The sequence below is a fragment of the Halocella sp. SP3-1 genome (assembly GCF_003953885.1).
GTDB lineage: Bacteria > Bacillota > Halanaerobiia > Halanaerobiales > DTU029 > Iocasia > Iocasia fonsfrigidae.
The window spans coordinates 2,660,288-2,682,829 of record NZ_CP032760.1 but is presented as its reverse complement, the minus strand read 5'-3'; the positions used below and the strand labels follow the sequence as shown (position 1 = coordinate 2,682,829).

Sequence of the window (22,542 nt, the reverse complement as noted above, 5' to 3'; positions counted from 1 at the left end):
ATTTGATGGAAAGTTGTAAGAGGTATCCCTTACTTGTTTTACTTGGCCCTACAGGTGTTGGTAAGACAGGTCTTTCTCTGAAAATAGCCAGAAGAATGAAATTTGAAATTATATCAGCTGATTCTATGCAGATTTATCGAGGGATGGATATTGGTACTGCTAAAGTAAGTAATGAGGACAGAAAAGTTGTAAGACACCATATGATAGATATTATTGAACCTGATGATGATTTTTCAGTTGCTGATTATAAGACATTGGTAGATAAATTAATTCCAGAGATAGTTAAACGGGGAACAAGACCAATGCTGGTAGGTGGAACAGGTCTATATATTAAATCAGTTATGCGGGGTTTTTTATTTCCGGAGATGAAGATAAATAAAAAATTGCGTAGTCAACTCTTTCAAGAAGCTGAGGATAAGGGTAATATATATATTCATAACAAATTAAAAGAGATAGACCCTGAGCTGGCAGATAAATTACATCCTAACGACCTTAGAAGGGTTATCAGGGGAATTGAGGTATATGAAGAAACAGGTAAAACTACTAGCTATTTTAAGAAAAAACAGACTGAAACACCTGATAGGTATAAATCATTAAAGATCGGTCTACATAGGGAACGCAGTGAATTATATAAGCGGATAAATCAACGCGTTGATAAAATGATAGAAGATGGCTTAATTGAAGAAGTGGAAAGATTATTAGAGGATGGTTTTAAGATAAGTGGTACTGCTCTACAGGGTTTAGGATATAAAGAAATTATTAGTTATCTAAAGGGGGAATATGACCTTGCTGAAGCTGTCAGGGTATTAAAACGTGATACCAGACACTATGCTAAAAGGCAGTTAACCTGGTTTAGAAGGGATAAAAGCATAAAATGGATCAACCTATCACTACTTGATTCTGAAGAGGCTTTAAAGGAGATAATTAATTATATCAATGAGAGCGAATTATTTTTTTAGCAATTCGATAATTATAATCGGATTGTTTTTTTATTTCATATTAACACATTTTGTTATTAATGCATATAATGTAGATGTATCCTTAAAAATGGGGTGATAAAAATGTATCATCCTCAAGATAATTTAAACCACAATATAATAATTGACCGTTTTAAAAAAGGTGAAATAAGTATTTCCAGGGCATTTTCATTATTGATGGGTAGTTCTGAAGAACTTAATAATAAAAACAACATAGAAACTCACATCTCATATCAGAAAATAGACAGACAGATAACTGAGGTAAAAGAAAATAAGCTTGAGCAAGTATTAGATGAAATGGATGCCCTGATAGGCTTAAATGAAGTAAAAAAACTTGTTCGTGAATATCTGGCCTTTCTGCAGGTTCAAAAATTAAGGGAAAGCTATCAACTTAATAGTCACGCAATTGTGATGCATATGATCTTTAAAGGTAACCCAGGCACTGGTAAAACCACTATGGCAAGGTTAATAGGTAGGATATTTAAAGAAGTAGGTTTTCTTAAAAATGGTGATTTACTGGAAGTTGAGAGGTCTGATTTAGTAGGCGAGTATATTGGGCATACTGCCCAGAAAACAAAAAAATTAATTCAGAAGGCCTTAGGTGGAGTACTTTTTATTGATGAAGCATATTCCCTTGCCAGGGGTGGTGAAAAGGATTTTGGTAAAGAGGCTATTGATACAATGGTTAAGATGATGGAAGACCATAAAGATGAATTAATTATCATTCTGGCAGGTTATTGTCATGAAATGGATTTTTTCCTTGATACAAATCCTGGTTTGAAATCCAGGTTTGCCCTCCAACTGGATTTTCCAGATTATTCGGTGGATGAATTAGTAAAGATTGCAGAAATAATGTATAAGCAGCGCGAATATATATTAGATAAAGAAAGCAAACATTTTATTTACCGGGTTTTGACAGAGATACTTAATAATGAAGGAGAAATAAGTGGTAATGCTAGAACAGTCAGAAACCTTGTGGAGAAATCTATTAGACAACAGGCTTTAAGAATAATCAAGGCAAACAAAATAAACCGTAGGGAGCTAATATACATTAGAAAAGAAGATCTGGCCTGGGGGGAGGGCAAACATGAGTGAATGTCTTGTTACAGGTTTGCCTAATGTGGGGAAGACCTGTTTTGTTATTAATTTTGCAGAATATATGGGTTTAAAGGAATTGAAATTTAATGTTCGACAGACAGCTGGTTATACCTCGATAACAACTTTTTCACCTGTTGAAGCCAGAAGAAAATTAATCTCAGTAGATAGTAATTATACAAGAGAAATTCAGTCAATAAAGATGGAAATACCTGTGGGTAAATCTTTTAAAGAGTTGAATATCATTGACAGCTGTGGTTTGAGCAGTGGAATAAATCCAGATGAAGAGGTGAGATTAGCTATGGCTAAAACGATAAGACTTTTAAGAGAGAGTAAAATGGTTTTACATATTATTGATATTACTAATATAAGAACTACAGCTGACAGGGTTCTTTTTCCTGTTGATAAATTGATCATGGATTATGCCTCTCTGGAGAAAAATTATGCTGTCTTAGTTAATAAAATGGATTTATCATCTTCCTACACTAATTTGGAAGTATTACGGGAAAAGATAAGGGATAAAATAATTATACCGATATCAGCATTATATCAGACTGGTTTTAAAGAAGTAAAGAAATTGGTGTTAAGCTATGTTTGAAAGGTTGGCTGGTGTAATTTTAATTGGCTTTGTGATCAAGATGATGGATGACTTTTTAGACCGGGAGATTGATATTTTACAGGAGGATTGGAACCTTACATCTGTCCTGAAGAAAGGAATTTTACCATATTCATTAGTTATAATGATTTTTGCCCTTCATCTTAATTTTGCTGAATCAGTAAGTTATTTTTCAGCAAGTTATCTCTTAGGGATGTCCTCAACAGCTGCTGATAAACTACCTTCCAGGCTCAGGGGATGGCAGGAGGGACTAATTCTTATTGTCATAGCAATCTATCTTACAAGTTTAAGAGAGGTAATTACCTCAATAATATTAGTCTTAATTCTGCAGTTTGTTGATGATTACCTGGATTATAAAAAGGAAATTTATATCAAAAAAGATAATTTGATAAATAAACTTGGTCATCTCAATGGATTGATCATCTTTATAATTTTATTTATTTTAGTTTTTAATTTCTGTTTGCTAAAAATGATTTATTTTTCACTTGCCTCCTGTATTATTTATCTAAGTCTCTGGCTTTTAAAAAAATATCAAATAGGTAGGTTAATATGATATATTTTATTATATTTTTTCTGGCTGCTATTTTAGTTGCTTATAATCTTGGGGTACGTAATGGTAGAAAACAGGGGAAAGAATTAGGTATCAGGGAAGCAGAACTGGTAATATTAGAAAATAGTATGGAAGAAGGTAAATGCATTATTTGTGATAGAAGTAATTGATATTATTTAACAAAAGTTAAAAATTAATATTATAAGCAGGATTTTTCATTAAATTGTAGAAAGTAAATATAACAGGGGTAAAGGAGGTATTAGTTTTATGAAACAACAACTAAATCTACAGGATAATATTTTAAATGCTGTGAGGAAGAAAAAGATAGGGGTTACCATTTTTCTAATGAATGGCTATCAACTTAATGGTATGGTTGCTGGTTTTGATAACTTCACTATTATATTAAAAAATGACAAAAAAACACAAATGGTATATAAGCATGCAATTTCAACTATTATTCCTCAAGAAGAAATTGAAGACATATTTAAAGTAGAATAAGAAGGTTGGCGAAAATATGAAGATCAAATTTTTAAAAGCACATGGTGCAGGTAATGACTTTGTGATGGTAAAGGGATTTGAATCTGCTCAAATTGATTATAATAAACTGGCTGTTAAACTTTGTGATAGACATTTTGGGATTGGTGGAGATGGGTTAATAGTAATCCTCCCCCCTGAAAGTAATAAGTATGATTTCAGGATGAGAATCTTTAACTCAGATGGTAGTGAACCAGAGATGTGTGGTAATGGTATCCGTTGTTTTGCTCATTACCTCCATCAATATGGTTTAACAGCTGAAAAGCTATTAAAAATCGAAACCCTGGCTGGTATAATTACACCTGAAATACTGAAAATTGATAATAAGACAAGCCAGGTCAGGGTTAATATGGGCAGACCACATTTTAAAACAGAGGAAATACCAGTTAAAATTGATAATACCTCTGATTATATTAAGGAATATCCTCTGCTTGTTGATGGGGAGGAGCTATTAATTAATTGTGTTTCAATGGGTAATCCACATACTATTATTTTTGAAGAAGAACTGGATAAATTTCCACTTGAAATATGGGGTCCGAAACTGGAAAATCATAAAATCTTCCCTGAGAAAAGCAATGTGGAGTTTATTAAGATAGTTAATAGGTCTGAGATTATAATGAAGGTATGGGAAAGAGGTGCTGGAATTACGCTGGCCTGTGGAACTGGTGCCTCTGCTGCGGTTGTAGCTGGTATAAAAAATGCTTATCTTGATAATGAAGTCCTGGTTCATTTACCAGGTGGAGACCTAGTAATTGAGTGGTCAAATCAGGGTAGTGATGTTTATATGACAGGACCAGCTGAAACAGTATTTGAAGGAGAAATAGAATTATAGGAGGGAAATTATAATGGAAAATTCAGATAGGATAAGAAATTTACCACCATATTTGTTTGCAGAAATTGATAAAATGATTGCTAAGGCTAAGAGTAAAGGTAAAGATGTAATCAGTTTTGGTATTGGTGATCCAGATCTGCCAACACCAGATAATATTGTTAATAAAATGATAGAGAGTGTTAAAGACCCATCAACACATAGTTATCCTTCATATGAGGGTTTATATGATTATAGAAAAGCAGTAGCTGACTGGTATCAAGATAATTATGAAGTTGACCTTGATCCTGATAAAGAGGTTGTTTCATTAATTGGTTCAAAGGAAGGTATAGCACACTTGCCTTTCTGTTATATCAATCCTGGTGACCTAGCTCTGGTTCCTGACCCTGGGTATCCAGTATATAAAACAGCTGTTTTGTTGGCTGGTGGAGAACCGGTTATGATGCCACTGTTGGAGGAAAATGATTTTTTACCAGACCTTGATAAGATTAGTAAAGAGACTGCTGATAAGGCAAAATTACTTTATATAAATTACCCTAACAACCCTACTGGGGCAGTGGCCAGTGAAGAATTTTATAAAAAAATAATAGAATTTGCCCGTCAACATGATATTATTATTGCCCATGACGCCGCCTATAGTGAAATAGGACTGGCTGGTTATAATCCACCCAGTTTTATTCAGTTTGAAGGTGCTAAAGAAGTAGGTATTGAATTTAACTCTCTTTCCAAGCCTTTTAATATGACTGGTTGGAGGGTCGGCTGGGCAGTTGGTAATGAAGATGTAATAGAAGCCCTGGGAAGGATTAAAACCAATATCGACTCTGGGATTTTTGAAGCAGTACAGTATGCTGGAATAGAGGCCTTGAAAAATTCTAAAGAGAATATTGCCAGGATGAATGAAATATATACCAGAAGGCGTGATCTGCTGACTAAGGGTTTAAATGACCTGGGTTGGAAAATAAAAGCCAATAAGGCCAGTTTTTATATCTGGGCAAAAGTCCCTCAGGGATATAGTGCTGCCGATTTTTCTACATATGTCTTTGAAAACACCGGAATATTCTTTACACCTGGTAATGGATATGGTGAATATGGAGAAGGCTATGTAAGAATTGCTTTAACTGTCAAAGAAGAAAGGATAAAAGAGGCTTTACAGAGACTTAAAGACAGCAAGATAGAATTTTAATATTAAGCACAGTTTAGTTGTAGCATCAGGGGGTGGCATTAATTAAAAAAACTATTTTTCTTCTATTATTTTGTTTTATGATAACTTTGCCTATTAACAAAATCTATGCAGTAGAAAAAGTAGACTGGAATAGACTCAAAGAAGATAGTCTGCAATTGGTAGAGAAAGAACCTGATAATATCATGGCCAAATTTCGCTATAGTATTGCCTTAGCAAATCTGGGGATGATTGAAGAGGCCTTAGATACCTTTGAAGAGATAGAGGATACTGTTTCAATAGATGAATTTAATCAGGTGGTTTCTCCTTATTTAGAGGGGATTACTCTACAGAGTGAGGATATATTATCATTAAATTATGCTGCCTTCGGTGCTTCGATTAACAAAGAATATACTATTTCAATAGATTATTTTAAACGTATTATTGAGCTTGAACCAGATAATATCTGGATACGGAATTATCTTGCTCTGGTATATAAGGAAATTGATAATAATGAACTTGCTATTGAAACCTGTGAAAAAGCCCTGGAAGTGAAAGAGAATGAGCATTCACGACTAATTTTGGCGGTTATATATTATGATACCGGTCATTATATCAAGGCTTTTTTCCAGGCGAACAGGGCTGGTAGTCTTGTGAAGAAACTATTAAGGGATGATTGATTAAAAAAAGCTGTCTCATATTTTAAATGAGACAGCTTTTTTAGAATTTAGAATTAAATTAAATTTTATATTTCAAGGAAGGTTAATTCATTTAAGTTGAGTTCATCTTTGATCTGGGACATTATTTCATCACTTGGTTTGGTATCTGTTTGGATTAACATAATTGCTTGCCCTTGTTCTTTTTTGCGGCCGACCTGCATGCTGGCGATATTGATATTTTTATCACCTAAAATAGTACCTACCTTACCAATAATACCTGGTCTATCCTGATAATTTGCAACCAGGAATTTTCCATTTAGATTAAGGTCAACCCTGAACCCATTAATCTCTATAACCCTATGTCCGATAGAAAGAGATGTTCCAGCAATACTATATTCATCTTGAGCAGTAGTAATTTTAATCTTGATTATATTATTTAAACCATCTGGTTTATCAATATAACTTTCTTTTACAGAAATATTCCTTTCCTTTGCTACTAGATAGGCATTAACCAGATTAACTCTGTGGTCCAGGATAGGGTCAAGGATATCTTTAAGCAGAGAAGTTGTAAAAGGCTTTAATTGCTGTTCAGTTATTTCACCACCATATTCGACTTCAATATTTTTAATCCTTTCATGTCCCTTCCAGTGGGCCAGAAAATTACCTAATTTATTAATTAACTTTAGATATGGTTTAGCTTTATTCATATCTTTGGAATTAATAGCAAAGATATTTAACGGTGATTCTGGTAATCCACCGTTTTTAAGTACAGATAAGACCTGTTCAGCAGCTGCAATAGAAACATTGTCCATTGCTTCTGTAGTAGTACCGCCAAGATGGCAGGTAACAACTACCTTATCACTATATTTAAAATAAGGATGATTTTCATCAATTGGTTCCTCTTCAAATACATCAATGCCAGCGCCGGCGACCTTGCCAGATTTCAGTGCAGCAACAAGTGCTTCTGTATCAAGATTTTTCCCGCGTGCTACATTTAATACTCTGACATCATCCTGCATTGTAGCAAATTCCTTATGACTTAAAATATGGAAGGTTTCATCAGTAAGGGGAGTATGGAGTGATATATAATCAGATTTTTGTAATACTTCCTCAAAATCTAATAAAGGTACATTTAGGTTTTCTGCTTTTTCAGGTGCTAGGTAGGGGTCATTGGCTATTACCTTCATACCGAGTCCCTGAGCAAACTGAGCGACATAACTCCCAATCCTACCAAGGCCTATAATACCCAGGGTTTTATCCCTGACTTCTGTTCCATTATATTTTTTTCTATCCCAGATACCATTATGTAAAGCATTATTGGCCTGAGGGATATTTCTTGATAGTGATAGTAATAAAGCAATAGTATGTTCTGCAGCTGAAATTGTATTACCAGTAGGTGTATTAAAAACAACTACACCCTTTTTGCTAGCTTCTTCAAGATCAATATTATCATAACCTGTACCAGCCCTGCCGATTACTTTTAGTTTTTCAGCTTTGTTAAGTGCTTCTTTATCCAATCTGGTGAAACTCCTGATAATAATTCCATCATAATCACCTACTATATCCAGAAATTCTTCTCTAGATAATTGATGATTAAAATATACTTCAGCTTCTTTTTCGAGTATTTCAATGCCTGCTTCAGAGATATAGTCACTAACTAAAACCTTAAACATTAACTATTCAACTCCTTAATTTTTACTTGGAAAATAAGAAAAAACTTTCAAATAAATTAAATTATTTACTTAATATTTGAAGAAAGAGTATTAAATTCAGTTTACTCCATTAGACAGCTCCTTCCTGTTCACTACTTTATTTTATAATTATATAAAAATATGTTACTAAATGCAAGTAGAGTGTTATTATTCAGAATATTTTAATGCAAGGTATTTCAAGCTGAGAACCTAGAGATAATTTTTGTTTAACTCTAGATTTTAATATGGTATACTCTGTATATAAATGAATAAAGGGGTTGAAAAATGTTTTTAGTAGATTATCATACACATCCTTATGGACATGGGGAACAGGAAATCAGAGATAAATACTCTTATAAATATTTAAAGGAATTTTTATTAATGGCCCAAGAAAAGGGTATTGCCCAGTTAGGCTTTACCGACCATGATGATTATATTGATGCTATCTCCTGGGATATATTAGAGGATTTATCTGCTGAATATCCAGATAAAATAAGGCTTGGTATAGAATTTGATTATAAAATAAATAATGAAGAATGGATTAAGCAGGTAAAAAACAGGTTTCCCTTAGACTATTCGATCGGTTCTGTACATAGGGTAGGAAACTGGGAAATAGACCATCCAGCATATGTTAGTGAGTATAAAGAATGGGATATTGATGAACTATATATTGCTTATTTTGACCTGGTAGAAAAGGCAGTTTCTTCAGGATTGTTTGAGATTATAGGACATATGGATTTAATAAAGATATTTAATAACCGTCCAGTAGATTTAAATCTCCTGGAGATTGTTGAACCGGTTCTGCAGGCTATCAAGGAAAACAGAACTGTTATTGAAATTAATACCAATGGTTGTAATAAACCAGTAAATGAATTTTATCCTTCAACAGATATTCTCAAAAGAGCTTATGAATTAAAAATACCAATAACAATTGGTTCAGATGCCCACTCCCCGGGTAGAGTAGGTGAGGGTATAAAAAGAGCAGCCAGTTTAGCCCAGAAAATTGGTTATAAAGAAATAACAATTTTTAAAAACGGTGAAAGTTATTCTGTTCCATACTAGGATACCTTAACTCAGACAAATATATTTACTGGACGACTCTAGAAATTGTCTGGAGGTAGGACACCGGAAGACAATTTCTCGACAGCAAGCAGAGGCAGGACGCCACAGTGCGCGGCAAGGAAAGTAAATATATTTGTCGGCCTTTAGAGTTATCCATAATCTCAAAAAATATTCTTCTTAAAAGACCTGTTGTAACAGGTCTTTTTTCACATATCTGGCTTTTATTACATAGAATATTCTTGACAGATAAATAAAGGGGGTATCTATGTGATAAAGAAAATTTCTGTTTTTTTTCTTGTTTTATTGTTACTGTCTGTTTTTCATTGTCAAGTATTATCTGCAGAAAATGATCTTAAACTTGTTAGACTTATTGAAGTTGTTCATTCAATCTTTTATGCACCACAATATATAGCAATGGAGAAGGGATTTTTTCAGGATGAGGGGTTAGATATTGAGTTGTTTACTGCCTGGGGTGGTGATAAGGCCGCTGCTTCACTTATGGCAGGTAGTGGTGATATTGCCCTAATTGGTCCAGAACCTTCCATCTATGTCTTTGAACAGGGTGCCAAAGATTTTATTGTTAATTTTGCCCAGCTAACCAGTACAGCAGGTTCATTTCTTGTAGCTAGAGAACCTATGCCTGATTTTAAATGGGAAGATGTAATCAACAAAAAGATTATTGGCAACAGGCCTGGTGGAGCACCACAAATGGTCTTAGAATACTCTCTGAAGGAAAGGGGGATTATCCCTGGTGAAGATGTTGAAATAATTACTAATCTTGATTTTACTGCTAATGCAGGGGCTTTTCTAAGTGGGAGGGGAGATTTTGTACAGTTATTTGAACCAGCAGCTTCTACCCTTGAAGCCGCAGGACAGGGCTATGTGGTAGCATCTTTTGGTAAGGCCGGTGGAAATGTCCCTTATACTGTATATATGGCTAAAGCCAGTTTTCTTAAAGATAATCCAGAGATAATTCAAAGATTTACTAATGCAATCTATAGGGCTCAATTATGGGTTTTGAAACATAATCCTGAAGAAATTGCTGAACTAATTGGATCCTATTTTGAAGAAACTTCTTTAGATATATTAATCAGGGTAATTCAACGCTACCAGGAACAGGGTAGCTGGAGTAATAATCCACTAATAGAAAAAGAAATCTTTGAACACTATGAAGAGATTATAATTATGGCCGGAGAATTAGCTGAAAAGGTAGATTATAAGATGGTGGTTAATACTGAATTTGCCAGAAAAGCTATAGAAACTATAAAATAAAACAAAATAAAAACAGGGGGGATTTATCTTGGATTATATAATTAGACTTGATGGTATTACCAAAAAATATCTCTCTATAAAAGGAGAAACCCTGGCAATAAAAGAAATTAATCTTGCAATAAAAGAAAATGAATTCATCAGTATTGTTGGGCCAAGTGGTTGTGGGAAAACTACATTATTATCAATTATTAGTGGTTTAATTCCTCCTGATAATGGTAGTGTTTATATTAATCAAGGTGAAGTTAAGGATATATGCCCCCTCGTTGGCTATATGTTACAGGAAGACTATTTGTTTGAATGGCGTACTGTCTTTGCCAATGTTAGTCTAGGATTGGAGATAAAAAATATGGTTAATAAAAACACAGATGATATGATAATGAATTTACTGAAAACTTATGGTTTGGAGGATTTTGCTAGACATTATCCAGCTGAATTATCAGGTGGGATGAGACAGAGGGTAGCCCTGGCAAGAACACTTGCCCCGGAACCAGATATTTTATTACTTGATGAACCGTTTTCATCACTTGACTATCAAACAAAACTTACTATGGAAGAAGAGATGGCCAGTATCCTAAAAGATAATAAGAAGACTGTAATATTGGTAACTCATGATATTGCAGAAGCTATTTCATTAGGTGATCGTGTTGTTATATTATCTAATAGACCTGCAGTCATAAAAAAAGAGATTAATATAGAATTTGACAGCAAATTAACTCCAATTCAAAAGAGAAATGTAAAAAAATTCCAGGAATATTTTAATAATATCTGGAAGGAGTTAGACATTTATGTTTAAAAAAATACTATATAAAATATTTGCCATTAAGGCTAAAACCGAAGCCCATGGAGATTATCTTTTTAATCTCCGTAAAAAAAGATTTGTTATTCGTTTACTTCAGATATCAATTCTATTAATTTTTTTTATAAGCTGGGAATTATTGGCCCATTATGAATTAATTAATACCTTTCTGATGAGCCGGCCTGCTAAAATATTGACTCTGTTTATTAATATGTGTCAGAATGGAAAAATGTTTTTGCATATAAAAGTAACCTTGATAGAGGTTTTTATTGGTTTTTTATCAGGGACTATTCTGGGTCTAATCACTGCAGTAATACTCTGGTGGTCAGAATTCTTATATAATCTCTTTGAACCCTATTTAGTTATCTTAAATAGTATCCCTAAAGTAGCTCTAGGTCCAGTAATAATAGTCTGGTTAGGAAATGATTCTACTTCAATTATTATGATGGCACTTCTGGTGTCTATTGTAATTACAATAATAATGCTTATAAATGGTTTTCATGAAGTAGAGGGTAATAAGATTAAACTATTGAAAACACTTGGGGCATCTAAGAAACAAGTCTTATTGAAAGTGGTTTTGCCGGCCAGTATACCAACCATTTTTTCTACAATCAAGGTCAGTACTGGATTATCTCTGGTAGGTACAATAGTTGGGGAATTCCTGGTCTCGCAAGCTGGTTTGGGATATTTGATAGTTTATGGAGGTCAGGTGTTTAATTTACATATGGTAATGCTGAGTATTATTATCTTAAGTATTATTGCTGGTTTAATGTATTACCTTATTTTTATCTTAGAGAAGGCAATTATTAAATGGAGGTAAATTATAAGTAATGTAAAATAAAAACAACCCTGGAAATTAAGTGGTTCCAGGGTTGTTTTTATTTTATTAACTTACAAACCTGCGGTAAAGGCCTATTACTTTACCAAGTATGTATACATCTGGAACTATAATTGGTTCCATTGTCTTGTTTTCAGGTTGTAAACGTATATAATTTTTTTCTTTAAAAAAACGTTTGACAGTAGCACCTTCTTCAAGTAAAGCAATGATAATATCTTTATTATTGGCATAGTTCTGACGTTGAGCAATAACATAATCACCATCATAGATGCCTGCTTCAATCATACTTTCTCCACTTATCTCTAACATAAAAAGGTCTTTAGCAGAACTGCTTAGAAACTGTACTGGTACAGGGAAAAAGTCTTCAATATTTTCTTCAGCCAGTATTGGGGCCCCTGCAGTAACTGTACCTACTAATGGTATATCAATCATTTCTTTATTCACATTTTCAATACCATCCTTATTATAAAGGACCTCAATTGCTCGCGGTTTAGAGGGATCCCTCCTTATGTAATCATATTTTTCAAGAGTTTTAAGGTGACTGTGAACTGAGGCGGGTGATTTTAAACCAACTGCATCTCCAATCTCCCGAACAGAAGGGGGATAACCCTTATTTTGAATTTCCTCCTGAATAAAGGAAAGGATAGATTTCTGCCTGTTTGTTAATTCCTCCATAGAATGTTTACCTCCTTGATTATCATTAAAACAATTATAAAGTATAAAAAAATAAGCTATTTATATTTTCTATATAGTATTATAGCATAGAGGGCAAGAAATAGCAAACAGTCGTTCAAGAAAAATCCGGCACACCCTTGACAAAAAAACAAATGTTCTGTTATAATATGAATATAAAGGAACATTTGTTTAGTACACAAGTTTGTTTGGGGGGATGAAGATGAAAATGTACGGGTTTTTGACAGTTGCATAAGATAAAAATCTCCGAAAGCCTTGATATAGGCTTATTTTTATGTCAAATTTTCCACTTTTCTATTGCGTAATTTACCGTAATGTGGTATGATATAAGGATAAGGGGGAATTTTTATGCGATTGAATATTAGTAAATCCAAAAATGCGTCTTCTCTCTATGTCATTAAGGATATAAACGTAAGAGGAAAACGCACAACCAAAATTGTAGAGAAACTTGGTACATATGATGAGTTATTAGAGAAGTTAAACGGAGAAGACCCTATCCAATGGGCAAAAGAATATATTAAGGAATTGAATGAAAAAGAACGGCAGAAAAAACAGAAAGTTATTGTTAAATATTCTCCTGTTAAAAAAATCAAAAAAGACCAACAACGGGTTTTTAATGGTGGTTATCTCTTTCTTCAAAAAATATATTATGAACTTGCTCTTGATAAACTTTGTGATAGATTATCTAATAAATATAAATTTACGTTTGATCTTAATAATATCTTATCTCGACTGGTTTATGGACGTATTTTATTTCCCTCATCTAAGTTAACAACGCATCGTCAGGCAGCTACTTTTATTGAGCCACCAAACTTTGATCTTCAACACGTTTATCGAGCTCTTGATATTTTGGCAAAAGAGTCTAATTTTATTCAAAGCACTCTATATAAAAACAGCTTAAAAGTTTCCAAACGTAATACAGGTATTCTTTACTATGATTGTACCAATTACTTTTTTGAAATTGAGCAGGAAGAAGGATTGAAACAGTATGGAGTTTCAAAGGAACACCGTCCTAATCCCATTGTACAAATGGGCCTTTTCATGGATGGAGATGGTATTCCTCTTGCCTTTTCTATTCACAAAGGAAATACCAATGAACAAACAACTTTAAAACCTCTAGAGAAAAAAATCATTGATGATTTTAAATTATCAAAGTTTGTTGTTTGTACGGATGCTGGTCTTGCCTCCTATAATAATCGACGCTTTAATGATATTGGTAATCGTGCCTTTATCACAACTCAATCGGTTAAAAAATTAAGGAAACACCTTAAAGAGTGGGCCCTTAACCCAAGGGGTTGGTCTTTATCAGATAGCCAAAAATTGTATAACCTTTCTGAATTGGAAGAAAAAATTAACGCTATAAAGGACAACCATAAAAAAGAACGTTGGCTTTCTAAAGTCTTTTATAAAGAACGGTGGATTAAAGAAAATGGCTTAGAGCAAAAAATGATTGTTACTTTTAGTTTTAAATATCGTAATTATCAGCGACGTATCCGACAGGAACAAATTTTACGGGCTCAAAAGAAAATTGATTCCAATCCATCCAAAATAGGTAAAGCAAGCCAAAACGATTATCGCCGTTTTATTAAAACAACGACTTGTACAGATGACGGCGAAATCGCCAACAAAAAAATCTATCATATCAACACGGATGTAATTGATAAGGAAAAGATATACGATGGATTTTATGGTATTTGTACCAACTTAGAGGCTAATATTTCAGAGATTATAAAGGTCAACAAAGGTCGTTGGCAAATCGAAGAATGTTTCCGAATTATAAAAACGGAATTCAAAGCAAGACCGGTTTACTTAAGTAAAGATGAACGCATTGAAGCTCATTTTATAACCTGTTTTATTTCATTGTTGATTTACCGACTTCTTGAAAAACGACTGAACAGTGAATTTACTTGTCCAACAATCATCCGAAATTTGAAAAACATGAATTTTCTAGAAGCCAGAGGCGAAGGCTATATCCCTGCTTATACCAGAAATAATTTTACTGATAATTTACATGAGATTTTTGGTTTTAGAACAGACTATCAGATTATCACTAACAAAAAAATTAAAAAAATAATTAGAGACACAAAAAATTAAAAAAATACGCACTTTTTTACATAAAGAAAGCCGTAAGAAACCTTTTATTTATAAGGTTTATACGGCTTTTTGCTTTTTCAACTGTCAAATATGGGATTATAGCATAGAGGGCAAGAAATAGCAAACAGTCGTTCAAGAAAAATCCGGCACACCCTTGACAAAAAAACAAATGTTCTGTTATAATATGAATATAAAGGAACATTTGTTTAGTACACAAGTTTGTTTGGGGGGATGAAGATGAAAATGTACTATCTAAAGACTAAAAATACATATAAGAGGTCTTTACCTAAGAAAAAACATTTTAAAAAAGCTCTGTTTATTTCAGCAGTTATTTTCTTATTACTATTTATTAACCTTGTTTCATATGGTAGTAAAACCCTTGTTATGGAAAAGGTAATTGTCAAGAAAGGGGATACATTATGGAGTATTGCCAGAAACTACAATGATAAGAATGATGATTTAAGGAAAATTGTAAATAAAATTAAGAAGGCGAATTCTTTAGAAAGTGTAATATTACAACCTGGACAAGAAATTAAAGTGCCGCAATAAAATCAAATAATAAATCAGAGAAAATAATCCTTATAGTAAGATAAAATAGTAAGATAAAGGATTATTTTCTCTTTATTTTTAGAGAAAAGAGAGATAATTATCCACAGGAGTTTATATCTTAAGATTTGACAACAGAAAAAGCTTAATTAATATATAAACTACTATAATATATACCTTATGACAATTAAAAGACAAAATATTTTATTGTTTTGCACAATAAAAAAGATAATCCCTGTCGAATATTCTCTCAATAAAACTTCGCAAAATACTTATTTTGCGAAAATAACATTAAACTGTGGATATCTCACGGAAAAATGTGGATAATTTCAAATGATTGTGGATAATTTATTATATTTAGAAAATAAAGAAAATATAACAAAGGAAAACCAAACCACAAATAATTTTTATCGGCTGCGGGCTTGGTTTAGCGTAATCAGTAGATAATATCTTTAATTTTGAGTGAACGCAGGCGGTTTAAGGCGCCACCTACTTCATATGGTCGTGGCAAAACGTAAGCCCCAGCGGGACTATTAAAAGGAGAAATAATCTTAAGGCCCTTCTGTTGGAGGTGCTCATATATTCTATCTAGTATCTCCCTAATAGTTCTTTGCCCATCTATAATATCATTTGTAATGGCATAAGTTAAGATATCGGCAATAGTTTTGCTTTGTTCCTGATTGACTAGTTGTTCCAAGTAAGAAAGATCAATATTTTCTCTCCCGAATTGGATTGTATCCATACCATAGGTTTTAACTTTTATCCGTCCCTTTCTCCGTGGATTAATGCTTGCTGGTTCTGGAATACGTTGACATATCTGGCCGAAAGAAGTATTAAGCTTACTTTCACGTTTAGTAGGTAATTTACTGGCTATATCTTTAACCTCTTCAGTTACGGCAATAGGTCTGTATTTATTCATCATTATAACCCGATCTGCAACATCAAAATAATCCCCGGCTCCACCGACAACCAGGATAGTAGAAACATTGTGTTCATTATAGAGTGGTTTAACTTTATCAATAAATGGTGTAATCGGTTCATTCTTATCTGCAACAAGTTTCTGCATCCTGGCATCACGGATCATAAAGTTAGTAGCACAGGTATCTTCGTCTATTAATAAAACACCTGCACCTAATTCCAGAGCCTCTATTATATTGGCAGCCTGTGATGTACTACCACTGGCATTATCTGTTGAGAAGTCTTTAGTTGTCTCTCCCTGGGGTAGATTATTTATAAATGGACTGATATCAACCCGTTCTACTCTGCGGCCGTCTTCAGCCCTTATTTTAAAGGCACTATGGCGGGTAACCACATATTCCCGTCCATCACCTGGGATATGATTATAAACCCCTCTTTCAATGGCATTTAAAAGTGTTGATTTGCCGTGATAACCTCCACCGACTATCAGGGTAATACCTTCTTTAATACCCATACCTTTGATTTCACCTTTGTGGGGTAGTTTAAAGCTTAATTCATATTCTGCAGGCGATTGAAAGGGAACGACTTTATTACTGCTTAACGGCCGATCATCAACACCACTTCTCCGGGGTAAGATAGAACCATCAGCAATAAAGGCCAGCAAGCCCTGTGAAGACAATAATTCCCTTAAGACATGTTGATCTTCAACAACCCTCACATGATTTTCTAAGGCTTGCTGATTTATATTGGCTAAAAAGAGGCTATTTTCAGTAATCTTAGATATTTCTTTAAAAAAGAGATCCTGTGCCTGGTGTCCAAGTACTCGTCTGCCTTTAGCTGGTAGACCGACTGTTAAGCGGGCTTCTATGTAATCTCTGCTAAATTCTACTGATGTCCTTTTTATAACTTCCTGCCCGGTATGGACAATATTTATCCTTCCACTTTTTCCTGATCCTCTATTACCACGGGCATATTTTTTTATATTATTTGTAATAACCCTGGTCAGGTAATCTTCAACAGCTTGAAGCCTAATTTCATTTTCAAAGAGCCACTCCGGAAAATCTTTTATTTTCCCCTTGGTTTTTATAATTACACTGGATGGACTTGCATAGGGGTCACCCTGGACATAAGGAATTCCGATTATAAATTTGCCAAAGTCATAGTAGTTGTTTTGAATCTGCCTATAGGCCTTATAACCCCTTCCATCAATATTGTTTAATTCTTTATAAAGATGTTCTTTGTTCATCATTTTAAATCTAACCTCCGTATAAATACAAAATATATAATTGGGATATTTTATTAATTATTATAACAGGATTAAAATAATATTTCAAAGATTATCATAACTGATATTGGTAGGATATATTGAAACATGGCAGTTTTTACTTAATTTAATTATTTAATTATTTAATTATTTAATATCTCTTTTATATCTGCTAGCTTGTTTGTAGGTAATTTACAGGAATAATCTTTACAAAGGTATATGGTTGTCTGTCCATTCTTTTTTTCATATTCTTTAATAAATGGAGCAAATTCATTTATTTTATCCCTGTTGGATTCTTTCAGGATAATCTGTAGGTTAGGAAAGTAATTATTTCTAAAATAGTCGAGTATTTCCTGTGTATTCCTGTCTTTCTTCTCTCCGACAATTACTAGATCAAAATAAGATTCCTGTAATGAATTGAAAGCAATTAAAAATTGGCAGTAAGCAGCAGGATTTTCTTCTACTTTTTCTGCAAAACAATTTATTAAACTATAAGCCTTTTTTTCATAGTCTTTATTACCAGTTATATGGCTTAGTCTTATTAAATTCCAGAGTGCTATAGAATTACCTGAAGGAACTGCTCCATCATATATTTCCTTACTCCTTAGTATTAAATCCTGATTATTTTCTACAGTAAAGAAAAATCCTCCATCTTGATTATCCCAAAATAATTTAATCATCTTTTTATTTAACTTTAAAGTAGATTCAAGATATTGACTATCAAAAGTACTATTATATAATTCAATCAATCCCCAGATCAAAAAAGCATAATCATCGATATTAGCTCTTAATGAAGAATCCCCACTACGGTATCTATGTAGTAATTCTTCATCTTGATATAATTTTTCTAAAATAAAATCAGCAGCCCCCTTTGCCAGATTAATATATTCCACCCGCTTTAAGACAAAACCTGCTCTGGCCAGGGCAGCAATTATTAGCCCATTACAGTCAGTTAGTATTTTGTCATCCTTTTCCGGTGGAACCCTTTCCTCTCTGCTGGAAAGTAATTTTTCTCTTTCCTCCGTAAATTTATCAATTTCCTTAAATACAGAATCATTAGTTAGCGGGTTTGCCAGGTGCAGAATATTTCTACCTGTTTTTAGACCAGTGCTTTCTTCATGAAAATTACCATCAGTTTTTATTTGGTATATATCCAGAAATTCACTTGAATTTTCACCTAAAATATCCTTGAGTTCTTCTTCAAACCACAGATAATATTTCCCCTCTTCTCCTTCACTATCAGCATCTTCTGCTGAATAGAAAGCACCTTCAGCTGCTAACATTTTACCCTTTAAATAATCAATTATTTCCTTAATAGTTCTGGCATAAATATTACTACTATTTATCTGATATAATTCAACCAGGGTATAAACAATCATAGCTTGGTCATAGAGCATTTTTTCAAAGTGTGGTAATAACCACTTTCTATCTGTAGCATATCTATGAAAACCATATCCAAGGTGGTCATAGATCCCCCCGGCTCTCATTGCTAACAAGCTTTTTTCTGATATTTCTAGGGCCCTTTCTTTATTTGTACTATACCAGTATCTTAATAAATAAGAATATTGCTGAGGTGTTGGAAATTTAGGCTTTATTCCAATACCACCGTATTCTTCATCAAAATGACTCTCTAAAATTTGATAGGTTTTAGCAAGAATATTGGAATTTAGTTCTTTTTTTATTCCTATTTTATTTTTTTCTACTAAAATCCCACTTACTTTATCAGCTGAATTTAATAATTCATTCTTTTTGTTTTTCCACAATTCCTTTATCTTTGGTATTAATTCCAGGAGTCCTATCCGATTATAATGGCTATCTTTAGGGAGGTAGGTAGCAGCATAAAAGGGTTTTTTATCTGCTGTCATAAAAATTGTTAAAGGCCAGCCACCACTCCCGGTTATTAACTGACAGACATCCATATAAATATTATCAATATCTGGTCGTTCTTCACGGTCAACTTTAATAGCAAGAAATGTATCATTTATTAAACGTGCTACTTCAAAGTCTTCAAAGGATTCATGGGCCATTACATGACACCAGTGGCAGGTACTATATCCAATACTGAGGAAAATAGGTTTATCTTTGTTTTTGGCCTTTTTAAAAACCTCTTTATTCCAGGGATACCAATTAACTGGATTAAAAGCATGTTGTAATAAATATGGAGATTTTTCATTTATTAAGTGATTTGCATTTCTTTTAGTTTTTGTAGTCATAAAAAAACACCCCCTATCAGTATTATCCTTCAATAGGAGGTTTAATATACCTTGATGTAATTTTAAAAACTAATTCTAAATAATATTAATTCTTGTCAAGATAACTGCCGATAATTTCAGCAAAATATAGTGTATGATAATCATTATCAGCATACCATGAATCCTGAAAACTATTGATTAGATTTGCAGGAGCCATCTCTTGTTTATAGCAGATCTGGCACTCATAATGAAGTTGACAACCGGCAATTAGTGGGGTATTAGTTTTAGTACCTTTTAACAATTCAAGATTACACTCTGCTATCTTATCATAGTCTTTACCTGATTTTGTTCCACAGAATGTTAATTCTTTTTTCATCTTACCCTCAAAAGGAATACTTACTGAAAATTCATTAGTGTTTTCTATAAGCTGAAAGGTGTAACGGGATTTTCGCACCATTACCATAAGAACAGGTTTGCCCCAGATATAAGCTAGACTCCCCCAACCGATTGTCATTGTATTAACTTTATTTTCATTAGCAACAGTAAGAAAGCCTCCTTTTTCCAGGTTATCTAACATTTCTTCTGCATAATCATTATACCCAACTTCTACTAACATATAAAAACCCCCTATTATCTATTGTTTTGCTCTATTAAATATTTTAACATAGCTCTTATAGGATAGTAAAGCAGGATAATTAATTATAATAGTTAAACAGGGAGGATATATATCCTCCCTGTTTCTTTATAAAGTTAATTTTCAATTGTAAAAAGTGGACTGTCTATACCAGCAGGAATATAAAAGAGGTCAATCTTCAGGCCGTTTATATCTTTATCAACTATTAACTCTTTTTCTGTTTTACCAAAATAATCTCCACTATCAATTATATGATCATTATTTATATCCAGCCAGGCAAAGACAAAGTTCTTGCCTTCCTGGACTTCTTCTAATCTAAAAGACCTGTCATAATTTATTTTTTTTACCTCACTTTTAGTTTTTATCATTTTGCCGTCAATAGTCCCGGTAAAAACTACTGCTTGGTTATTTTTTTTTTCTAACAGTGCACTATGGGCATCCACCAGGCCATAACCGAAGGTATTATCCTTACCTTCTTCCCCAAGGTCCTTTGCTGTACTGATTAAGCGTTCTTTAATTTCATTGGGGTCATTAATACCATATGCCTTTAAAAGGGCTGCTATACCACTAACATACGGTGTGGCCATTGAAGTACCTATCATACCAGTATAACTTGCTACAGTTTTACCCTCTTTATAGTACCCCCAGGTACTATAGATTGGATTTCCATAATCACCACCAGGTGCTACCAGATCAACCTCTGGGCCATAATTTGAGTAAGAGGCCTTTCGATTGTTTTCATTTATAGCACCTACTGCTATTGTTTCCGGAAAGGCGGCAGGATAATAAACAGAACTATTTTCATTTCCTGCAGCAGCAATAACAGTAATACCTTTATTTACTGCAGTTTTTACAGCTTCATGTTGTAGGCTGCTCTGGTGATTACTACCTAGACTTAAATTTATAATGTCTACATTTTTATCTATTGCATAATAAATTCCTTCAGCGATATCCCAGCTAGTACCACCTTTTCTGGTTAAAGCCCTTATCGGGAGTATACTAACCTGCCAGTTAACACCAGCAATACCTTTATTATTATTAGTAACTGCACCGATTATTCCAGCAACATGTGTTCCATGACTACCACCATCAACTAATTTAGTCTCATCTGTAGGGTCATAATCTGTTATATCATAGTCTTCAATAGGATATGTTTTTTTACCACCTACAAAATCTACACCAGGAAGCAGATTTTCTGTTAAATCAGGGTGAGTAGTGATAACACCTGTATCAATGACAGCTACAGTTACATTTTCACTCCCTTTTTCTATATCCCAGGCTGCCTCAAGATTTACATTAATGTGTCCCCATTGATAATTATAATAACTGTCAGAGGGTACTGCTGTTGTATAAAAGATATAGTTTGGTTCAACCCAGGCAACATTATCTAATTCTCTATATTTACTTATAAATTCATTAATGTCTTCACCCTCTGGTACCCGATAGTGAACAATTTTACCTTCTTTGGTATCCAGACTATTAATAGTAATTAATCCACTATTGTCTGTGGATTCTTGATTATTCTCTTCAACAGATACCGGTTTATACTTAACAATAATTTCATCTTCAGTATATCTAGGTAAATTAGGATTAATTTTTAAGGGCAGTATTTCATTGATTACTGTATGATCCTCTGATATAACTTGTGTACCTAAAGATTTATTGTTAAAATTAACCTGTCCACTTATACTGTGTAAATTGTCTTTCTCTCTAATTAATAAGCTCTGTCCAATATAAATAATATCTGAACTAAGATTATTTATATTTTTTAAAGTACTTATAGAGATATTGAACATCTGTGATATTTTATAAAGACTATCCCCGGCTTGAACAATATAGTAATCATTAGTATTATCATTATTCTTTAAGGAAACCTTAATTCTTTGTCCAGGATATATTAAATCTGTATAAATATTATTTAATTCTCGAATAATGTTAACTGTTGTGTGATACTCTATAGCTATTTTATAGAGACTATCACCGGGTTTGACTATATGATAATTATAATCAATTGTTTGAGCATTCTGGAAAAACAATAATGGTGATAATACTATAAAAATAAATAAAAGCAAAATATATTTTCTTTTCAATATGATTCCTCCCTATAGAACTAGTAGCTAAAT

The 22,542-nt window shown here is 33.2% G+C and carries 21 protein-coding genes; 15 read left to right on the top strand and 6 right to left on the bottom strand.

Annotation, left to right across the window (positions count from 1 at the left end):
- Positions 1-5 precede the first annotated feature (5 nt).
- The 9 genes from miaA to D7D81_RS12825 all read left to right on the top strand — a co-directional run bounded on the left by miaA (position 6) and on the right by D7D81_RS12825 (position 6,440).
- On the top strand, positions 6-959 hold the full coding sequence (gene miaA / locus D7D81_RS12860) for a tRNA (adenosine(37)-N6)-dimethylallyltransferase MiaA (protein WP_125990502.1): 954 nt from the start codon (positions 6-8) through the stop codon (positions 957-959).
- A gap of 102 nt (positions 960-1,061) precedes the next feature.
- Complete coding sequence (locus tag D7D81_RS12855; RefSeq protein ID WP_125990501.1) at positions 1,062-2,072, top strand: AAA family ATPase; 1,011 nt, start codon at positions 1,062-1,064, stop codon at positions 2,070-2,072.
- Positions 2,065-2,670 carry a GTPase domain-containing protein gene (locus D7D81_RS12850; protein WP_125990500.1) on the top strand — a complete coding sequence of 202 codons (606 nt, stop codon included), beginning with the start codon at positions 2,065-2,067 and terminating at the stop codon, positions 2,668-2,670. The genes D7D81_RS12855 and D7D81_RS12850 overlap by 8 nt, the downstream gene beginning before the upstream one ends.
- On the top strand, positions 2,663-3,241 hold the full coding sequence (locus D7D81_RS12845) for a hypothetical protein (RefSeq protein WP_125990499.1): 579 nt from the start codon (positions 2,663-2,665) through the stop codon (positions 3,239-3,241). The genes D7D81_RS12850 and D7D81_RS12845 overlap by 8 nt, the downstream gene beginning before the upstream one ends.
- The gene (locus tag D7D81_RS19585; RefSeq protein WP_164522251.1) at positions 3,238-3,408 is read left to right on the top strand and encodes a hypothetical protein; all 171 of its coding nucleotides are present in this window, start codon (positions 3,238-3,240) and stop codon (positions 3,406-3,408) included. Before D7D81_RS12845 ends, D7D81_RS19585 begins: the two co-directional genes overlap by 4 nt.
- 97 nt (positions 3,409-3,505) lie before the next feature.
- Complete coding sequence (gene hfq, locus D7D81_RS12840; RefSeq protein ID WP_125990498.1) at positions 3,506-3,736, top strand: RNA chaperone Hfq; 231 nt, start codon at positions 3,506-3,508, stop codon at positions 3,734-3,736.
- Positions 3,737-3,752: 16 nt separating this feature from the next.
- Positions 3,753-4,604, top strand: a complete 852-nt coding sequence (gene dapF, locus D7D81_RS12835; RefSeq protein WP_125990497.1) for a diaminopimelate epimerase — start codon at positions 3,753-3,755, stop codon at positions 4,602-4,604.
- A 13-nt stretch (positions 4,605-4,617) separates the two neighbouring features.
- Positions 4,618-5,784, top strand: coding sequence for an LL-diaminopimelate aminotransferase (locus D7D81_RS12830; protein WP_125990496.1), 1,167 nt, complete (start codon positions 4,618-4,620; stop codon positions 5,782-5,784).
- Positions 5,785-5,861: 77 nt separating this feature from the next.
- On the top strand, positions 5,862-6,440 hold the full coding sequence (locus tag D7D81_RS12825; protein WP_125990495.1) for a tetratricopeptide repeat protein: 579 nt from the start codon (positions 5,862-5,864) through the stop codon (positions 6,438-6,440).
- 65 nt (positions 6,441-6,505) lie between these two features.
- Here D7D81_RS12825 and serA read toward each other — a convergent pair whose 3' ends face one another.
- Positions 6,506-8,092: a phosphoglycerate dehydrogenase gene (gene serA / locus D7D81_RS12820; RefSeq protein ID WP_125990494.1), complete on the bottom strand. Its 1,587-nt coding sequence runs from the start codon at positions 8,090-8,092 to the stop codon at positions 6,506-6,508.
- 303 nt (positions 8,093-8,395) lie between these two features.
- On the opposite strand from serA, the gene D7D81_RS12815 reads away from it, so the two are divergent.
- The 4 genes from D7D81_RS12815 to D7D81_RS12800 all read left to right on the top strand — a co-directional run bounded on the left by D7D81_RS12815 (position 8,396) and on the right by D7D81_RS12800 (position 12,060).
- The gene (locus tag D7D81_RS12815; RefSeq protein ID WP_125990493.1) at positions 8,396-9,172 is read left to right on the top strand and encodes a histidinol-phosphatase HisJ family protein; all 777 of its coding nucleotides are present in this window, start codon (positions 8,396-8,398) and stop codon (positions 9,170-9,172) included.
- A gap of 267 nt (positions 9,173-9,439) precedes the next feature.
- Positions 9,440-10,444, top strand: coding sequence for an ABC transporter substrate-binding protein (locus tag D7D81_RS12810; RefSeq protein ID WP_286169677.1), 1,005 nt, complete (start codon positions 9,440-9,442; stop codon positions 10,442-10,444).
- Between the two features lie 28 nt (positions 10,445-10,472).
- Positions 10,473-11,237 (top strand): ABC transporter ATP-binding protein, encoded by a 765-nt coding sequence (locus tag D7D81_RS12805; protein ID WP_125990492.1) that lies wholly within the window; start codon positions 10,473-10,475, stop codon positions 11,235-11,237.
- Positions 11,230-12,060: an ABC transporter permease gene (locus D7D81_RS12800; RefSeq protein ID WP_125990491.1), complete on the top strand. Its 831-nt coding sequence runs from the start codon at positions 11,230-11,232 to the stop codon at positions 12,058-12,060. The genes D7D81_RS12805 and D7D81_RS12800 overlap by 8 nt, the downstream gene beginning before the upstream one ends.
- A 66-nt stretch (positions 12,061-12,126) precedes the next feature.
- On the opposite strand, the gene lexA is transcribed toward D7D81_RS12800, so the two are convergent.
- A complete protein-coding gene (lexA, locus tag D7D81_RS12795; protein ID WP_125990490.1) occupies positions 12,127-12,753 on the bottom strand; it encodes a transcriptional repressor LexA in 627 nt (208 codons plus the stop codon).
- A 366-nt stretch (positions 12,754-13,119) separates the two neighbouring features.
- Between lexA and D7D81_RS12790 the strand changes: the two genes are divergently transcribed.
- Positions 13,120-14,865 (top strand): IS1634 family transposase, encoded by a 1,746-nt coding sequence (locus tag D7D81_RS12790; RefSeq protein WP_125986259.1) that lies wholly within the window; start codon positions 13,120-13,122, stop codon positions 14,863-14,865.
- A gap of 231 nt (positions 14,866-15,096) precedes the next feature.
- On the top strand, positions 15,097-15,414 hold the full coding sequence (locus tag D7D81_RS12785; RefSeq protein WP_125990489.1) for a LysM peptidoglycan-binding domain-containing protein: 318 nt from the start codon (positions 15,097-15,099) through the stop codon (positions 15,412-15,414).
- Positions 15,415-15,847: 433 nt separating this feature from the next.
- On the opposite strand, the gene D7D81_RS12780 is transcribed toward D7D81_RS12785, so the two are convergent.
- The 4 genes from D7D81_RS12780 to D7D81_RS12765 all read right to left on the bottom strand — a co-directional run bounded on the left by D7D81_RS12780 (position 15,848) and on the right by D7D81_RS12765 (position 22,509).
- Positions 15,848-17,575 carry an ABC-ATPase domain-containing protein gene (locus D7D81_RS12780; protein WP_125992146.1) on the bottom strand — a complete coding sequence of 576 codons (1,728 nt, stop codon included), beginning with the start codon at positions 17,573-17,575 and terminating at the stop codon, positions 15,848-15,850.
- A gap of 161 nt (positions 17,576-17,736) precedes the next feature.
- Positions 17,737-19,806 (bottom strand): thioredoxin domain-containing protein, encoded by a 2,070-nt coding sequence (locus D7D81_RS12775; protein WP_125990488.1) that lies wholly within the window; start codon positions 19,804-19,806, stop codon positions 17,737-17,739.
- An 85-nt stretch (positions 19,807-19,891) separates the two neighbouring features.
- A complete protein-coding gene (locus tag D7D81_RS12770) occupies positions 19,892-20,401 on the bottom strand; it encodes a flavin reductase family protein (RefSeq protein WP_125990487.1) in 510 nt (169 codons plus the stop codon).
- Between the two features lie 134 nt (positions 20,402-20,535).
- Positions 20,536-22,509 carry a S8 family peptidase gene (locus D7D81_RS12765; protein WP_125990486.1) on the bottom strand — a complete coding sequence of 658 codons (1,974 nt, stop codon included), beginning with the start codon at positions 22,507-22,509 and terminating at the stop codon, positions 20,536-20,538.
- Between the last annotated feature and the right edge of the window lie 33 nt (positions 22,510-22,542).

Excerpts from the sequence above, each read along its gene's own strand:
- D7D81_RS19585 (WP_164522251.1), top strand. The coding sequence starts at position 3,238 with ATGATATATTTTATTATATTTTTTCTGGCTGCTATTTTAGTTGCTTAT.
- D7D81_RS12785 (WP_125990489.1), top strand. The coding sequence starts at position 15,097 with ATGAAGATGAAAATGTACTATCTAAAGACTAAAAATACATATAAGAGG.
- D7D81_RS12845 (WP_125990499.1), top strand. The coding sequence starts at position 2,663 with ATGTTTGAAAGGTTGGCTGGTGTAATTTTAATTGGCTTTGTGATCAAG.
- serA (WP_125990494.1), bottom strand. The coding sequence starts at position 8,092 with ATGTTTAAGGTTTTAGTTAGTGACTATATCTCTGAAGCAGGCATTGAA.
- D7D81_RS12800 (WP_125990491.1), top strand. The coding sequence starts at position 11,230 with ATGTTTAAAAAAATACTATATAAAATATTTGCCATTAAGGCTAAAACC.
- D7D81_RS12790 (WP_125986259.1), top strand. The coding sequence starts at position 13,120 with ATGCGATTGAATATTAGTAAATCCAAAAATGCGTCTTCTCTCTATGTC.
- D7D81_RS12780 (WP_125992146.1), bottom strand. The coding sequence starts at position 17,575 with ATGAACAAAGAACATCTTTATAAAGAATTAAACAATATTGATGGAAGG.
- lexA (WP_125990490.1), bottom strand. The coding sequence starts at position 12,753 with ATGGAGGAATTAACAAACAGGCAGAAATCTATCCTTTCCTTTATTCAG.
- D7D81_RS12850 (WP_125990500.1), top strand. The coding sequence starts at position 2,065 with ATGAGTGAATGTCTTGTTACAGGTTTGCCTAATGTGGGGAAGACCTGT.
- D7D81_RS12775 (WP_125990488.1), bottom strand. The coding sequence starts at position 19,806 with ATGACTACAAAAACTAAAAGAAATGCAAATCACTTAATAAATGAAAAA.
- D7D81_RS12825 (WP_125990495.1), top strand. The coding sequence starts at position 5,862 with ATGATAACTTTGCCTATTAACAAAATCTATGCAGTAGAAAAAGTAGAC.
- D7D81_RS12770 (WP_125990487.1), bottom strand. The coding sequence starts at position 20,401 with ATGTTAGTAGAAGTTGGGTATAATGATTATGCAGAAGAAATGTTAGAT.
- D7D81_RS12815 (WP_125990493.1), top strand. The coding sequence starts at position 8,396 with ATGTTTTTAGTAGATTATCATACACATCCTTATGGACATGGGGAACAG.
- dapF (WP_125990497.1), top strand. The coding sequence starts at position 3,753 with ATGAAGATCAAATTTTTAAAAGCACATGGTGCAGGTAATGACTTTGTG.
- D7D81_RS12830 (WP_125990496.1), top strand. The coding sequence starts at position 4,618 with ATGGAAAATTCAGATAGGATAAGAAATTTACCACCATATTTGTTTGCA.
- miaA (WP_125990502.1), top strand. The coding sequence starts at position 6 with ATGGAAAGTTGTAAGAGGTATCCCTTACTTGTTTTACTTGGCCCTACA.
- hfq (WP_125990498.1), top strand. The coding sequence starts at position 3,506 with ATGAAACAACAACTAAATCTACAGGATAATATTTTAAATGCTGTGAGG.
- D7D81_RS12855 (WP_125990501.1), top strand. The coding sequence starts at position 1,062 with ATGTATCATCCTCAAGATAATTTAAACCACAATATAATAATTGACCGT.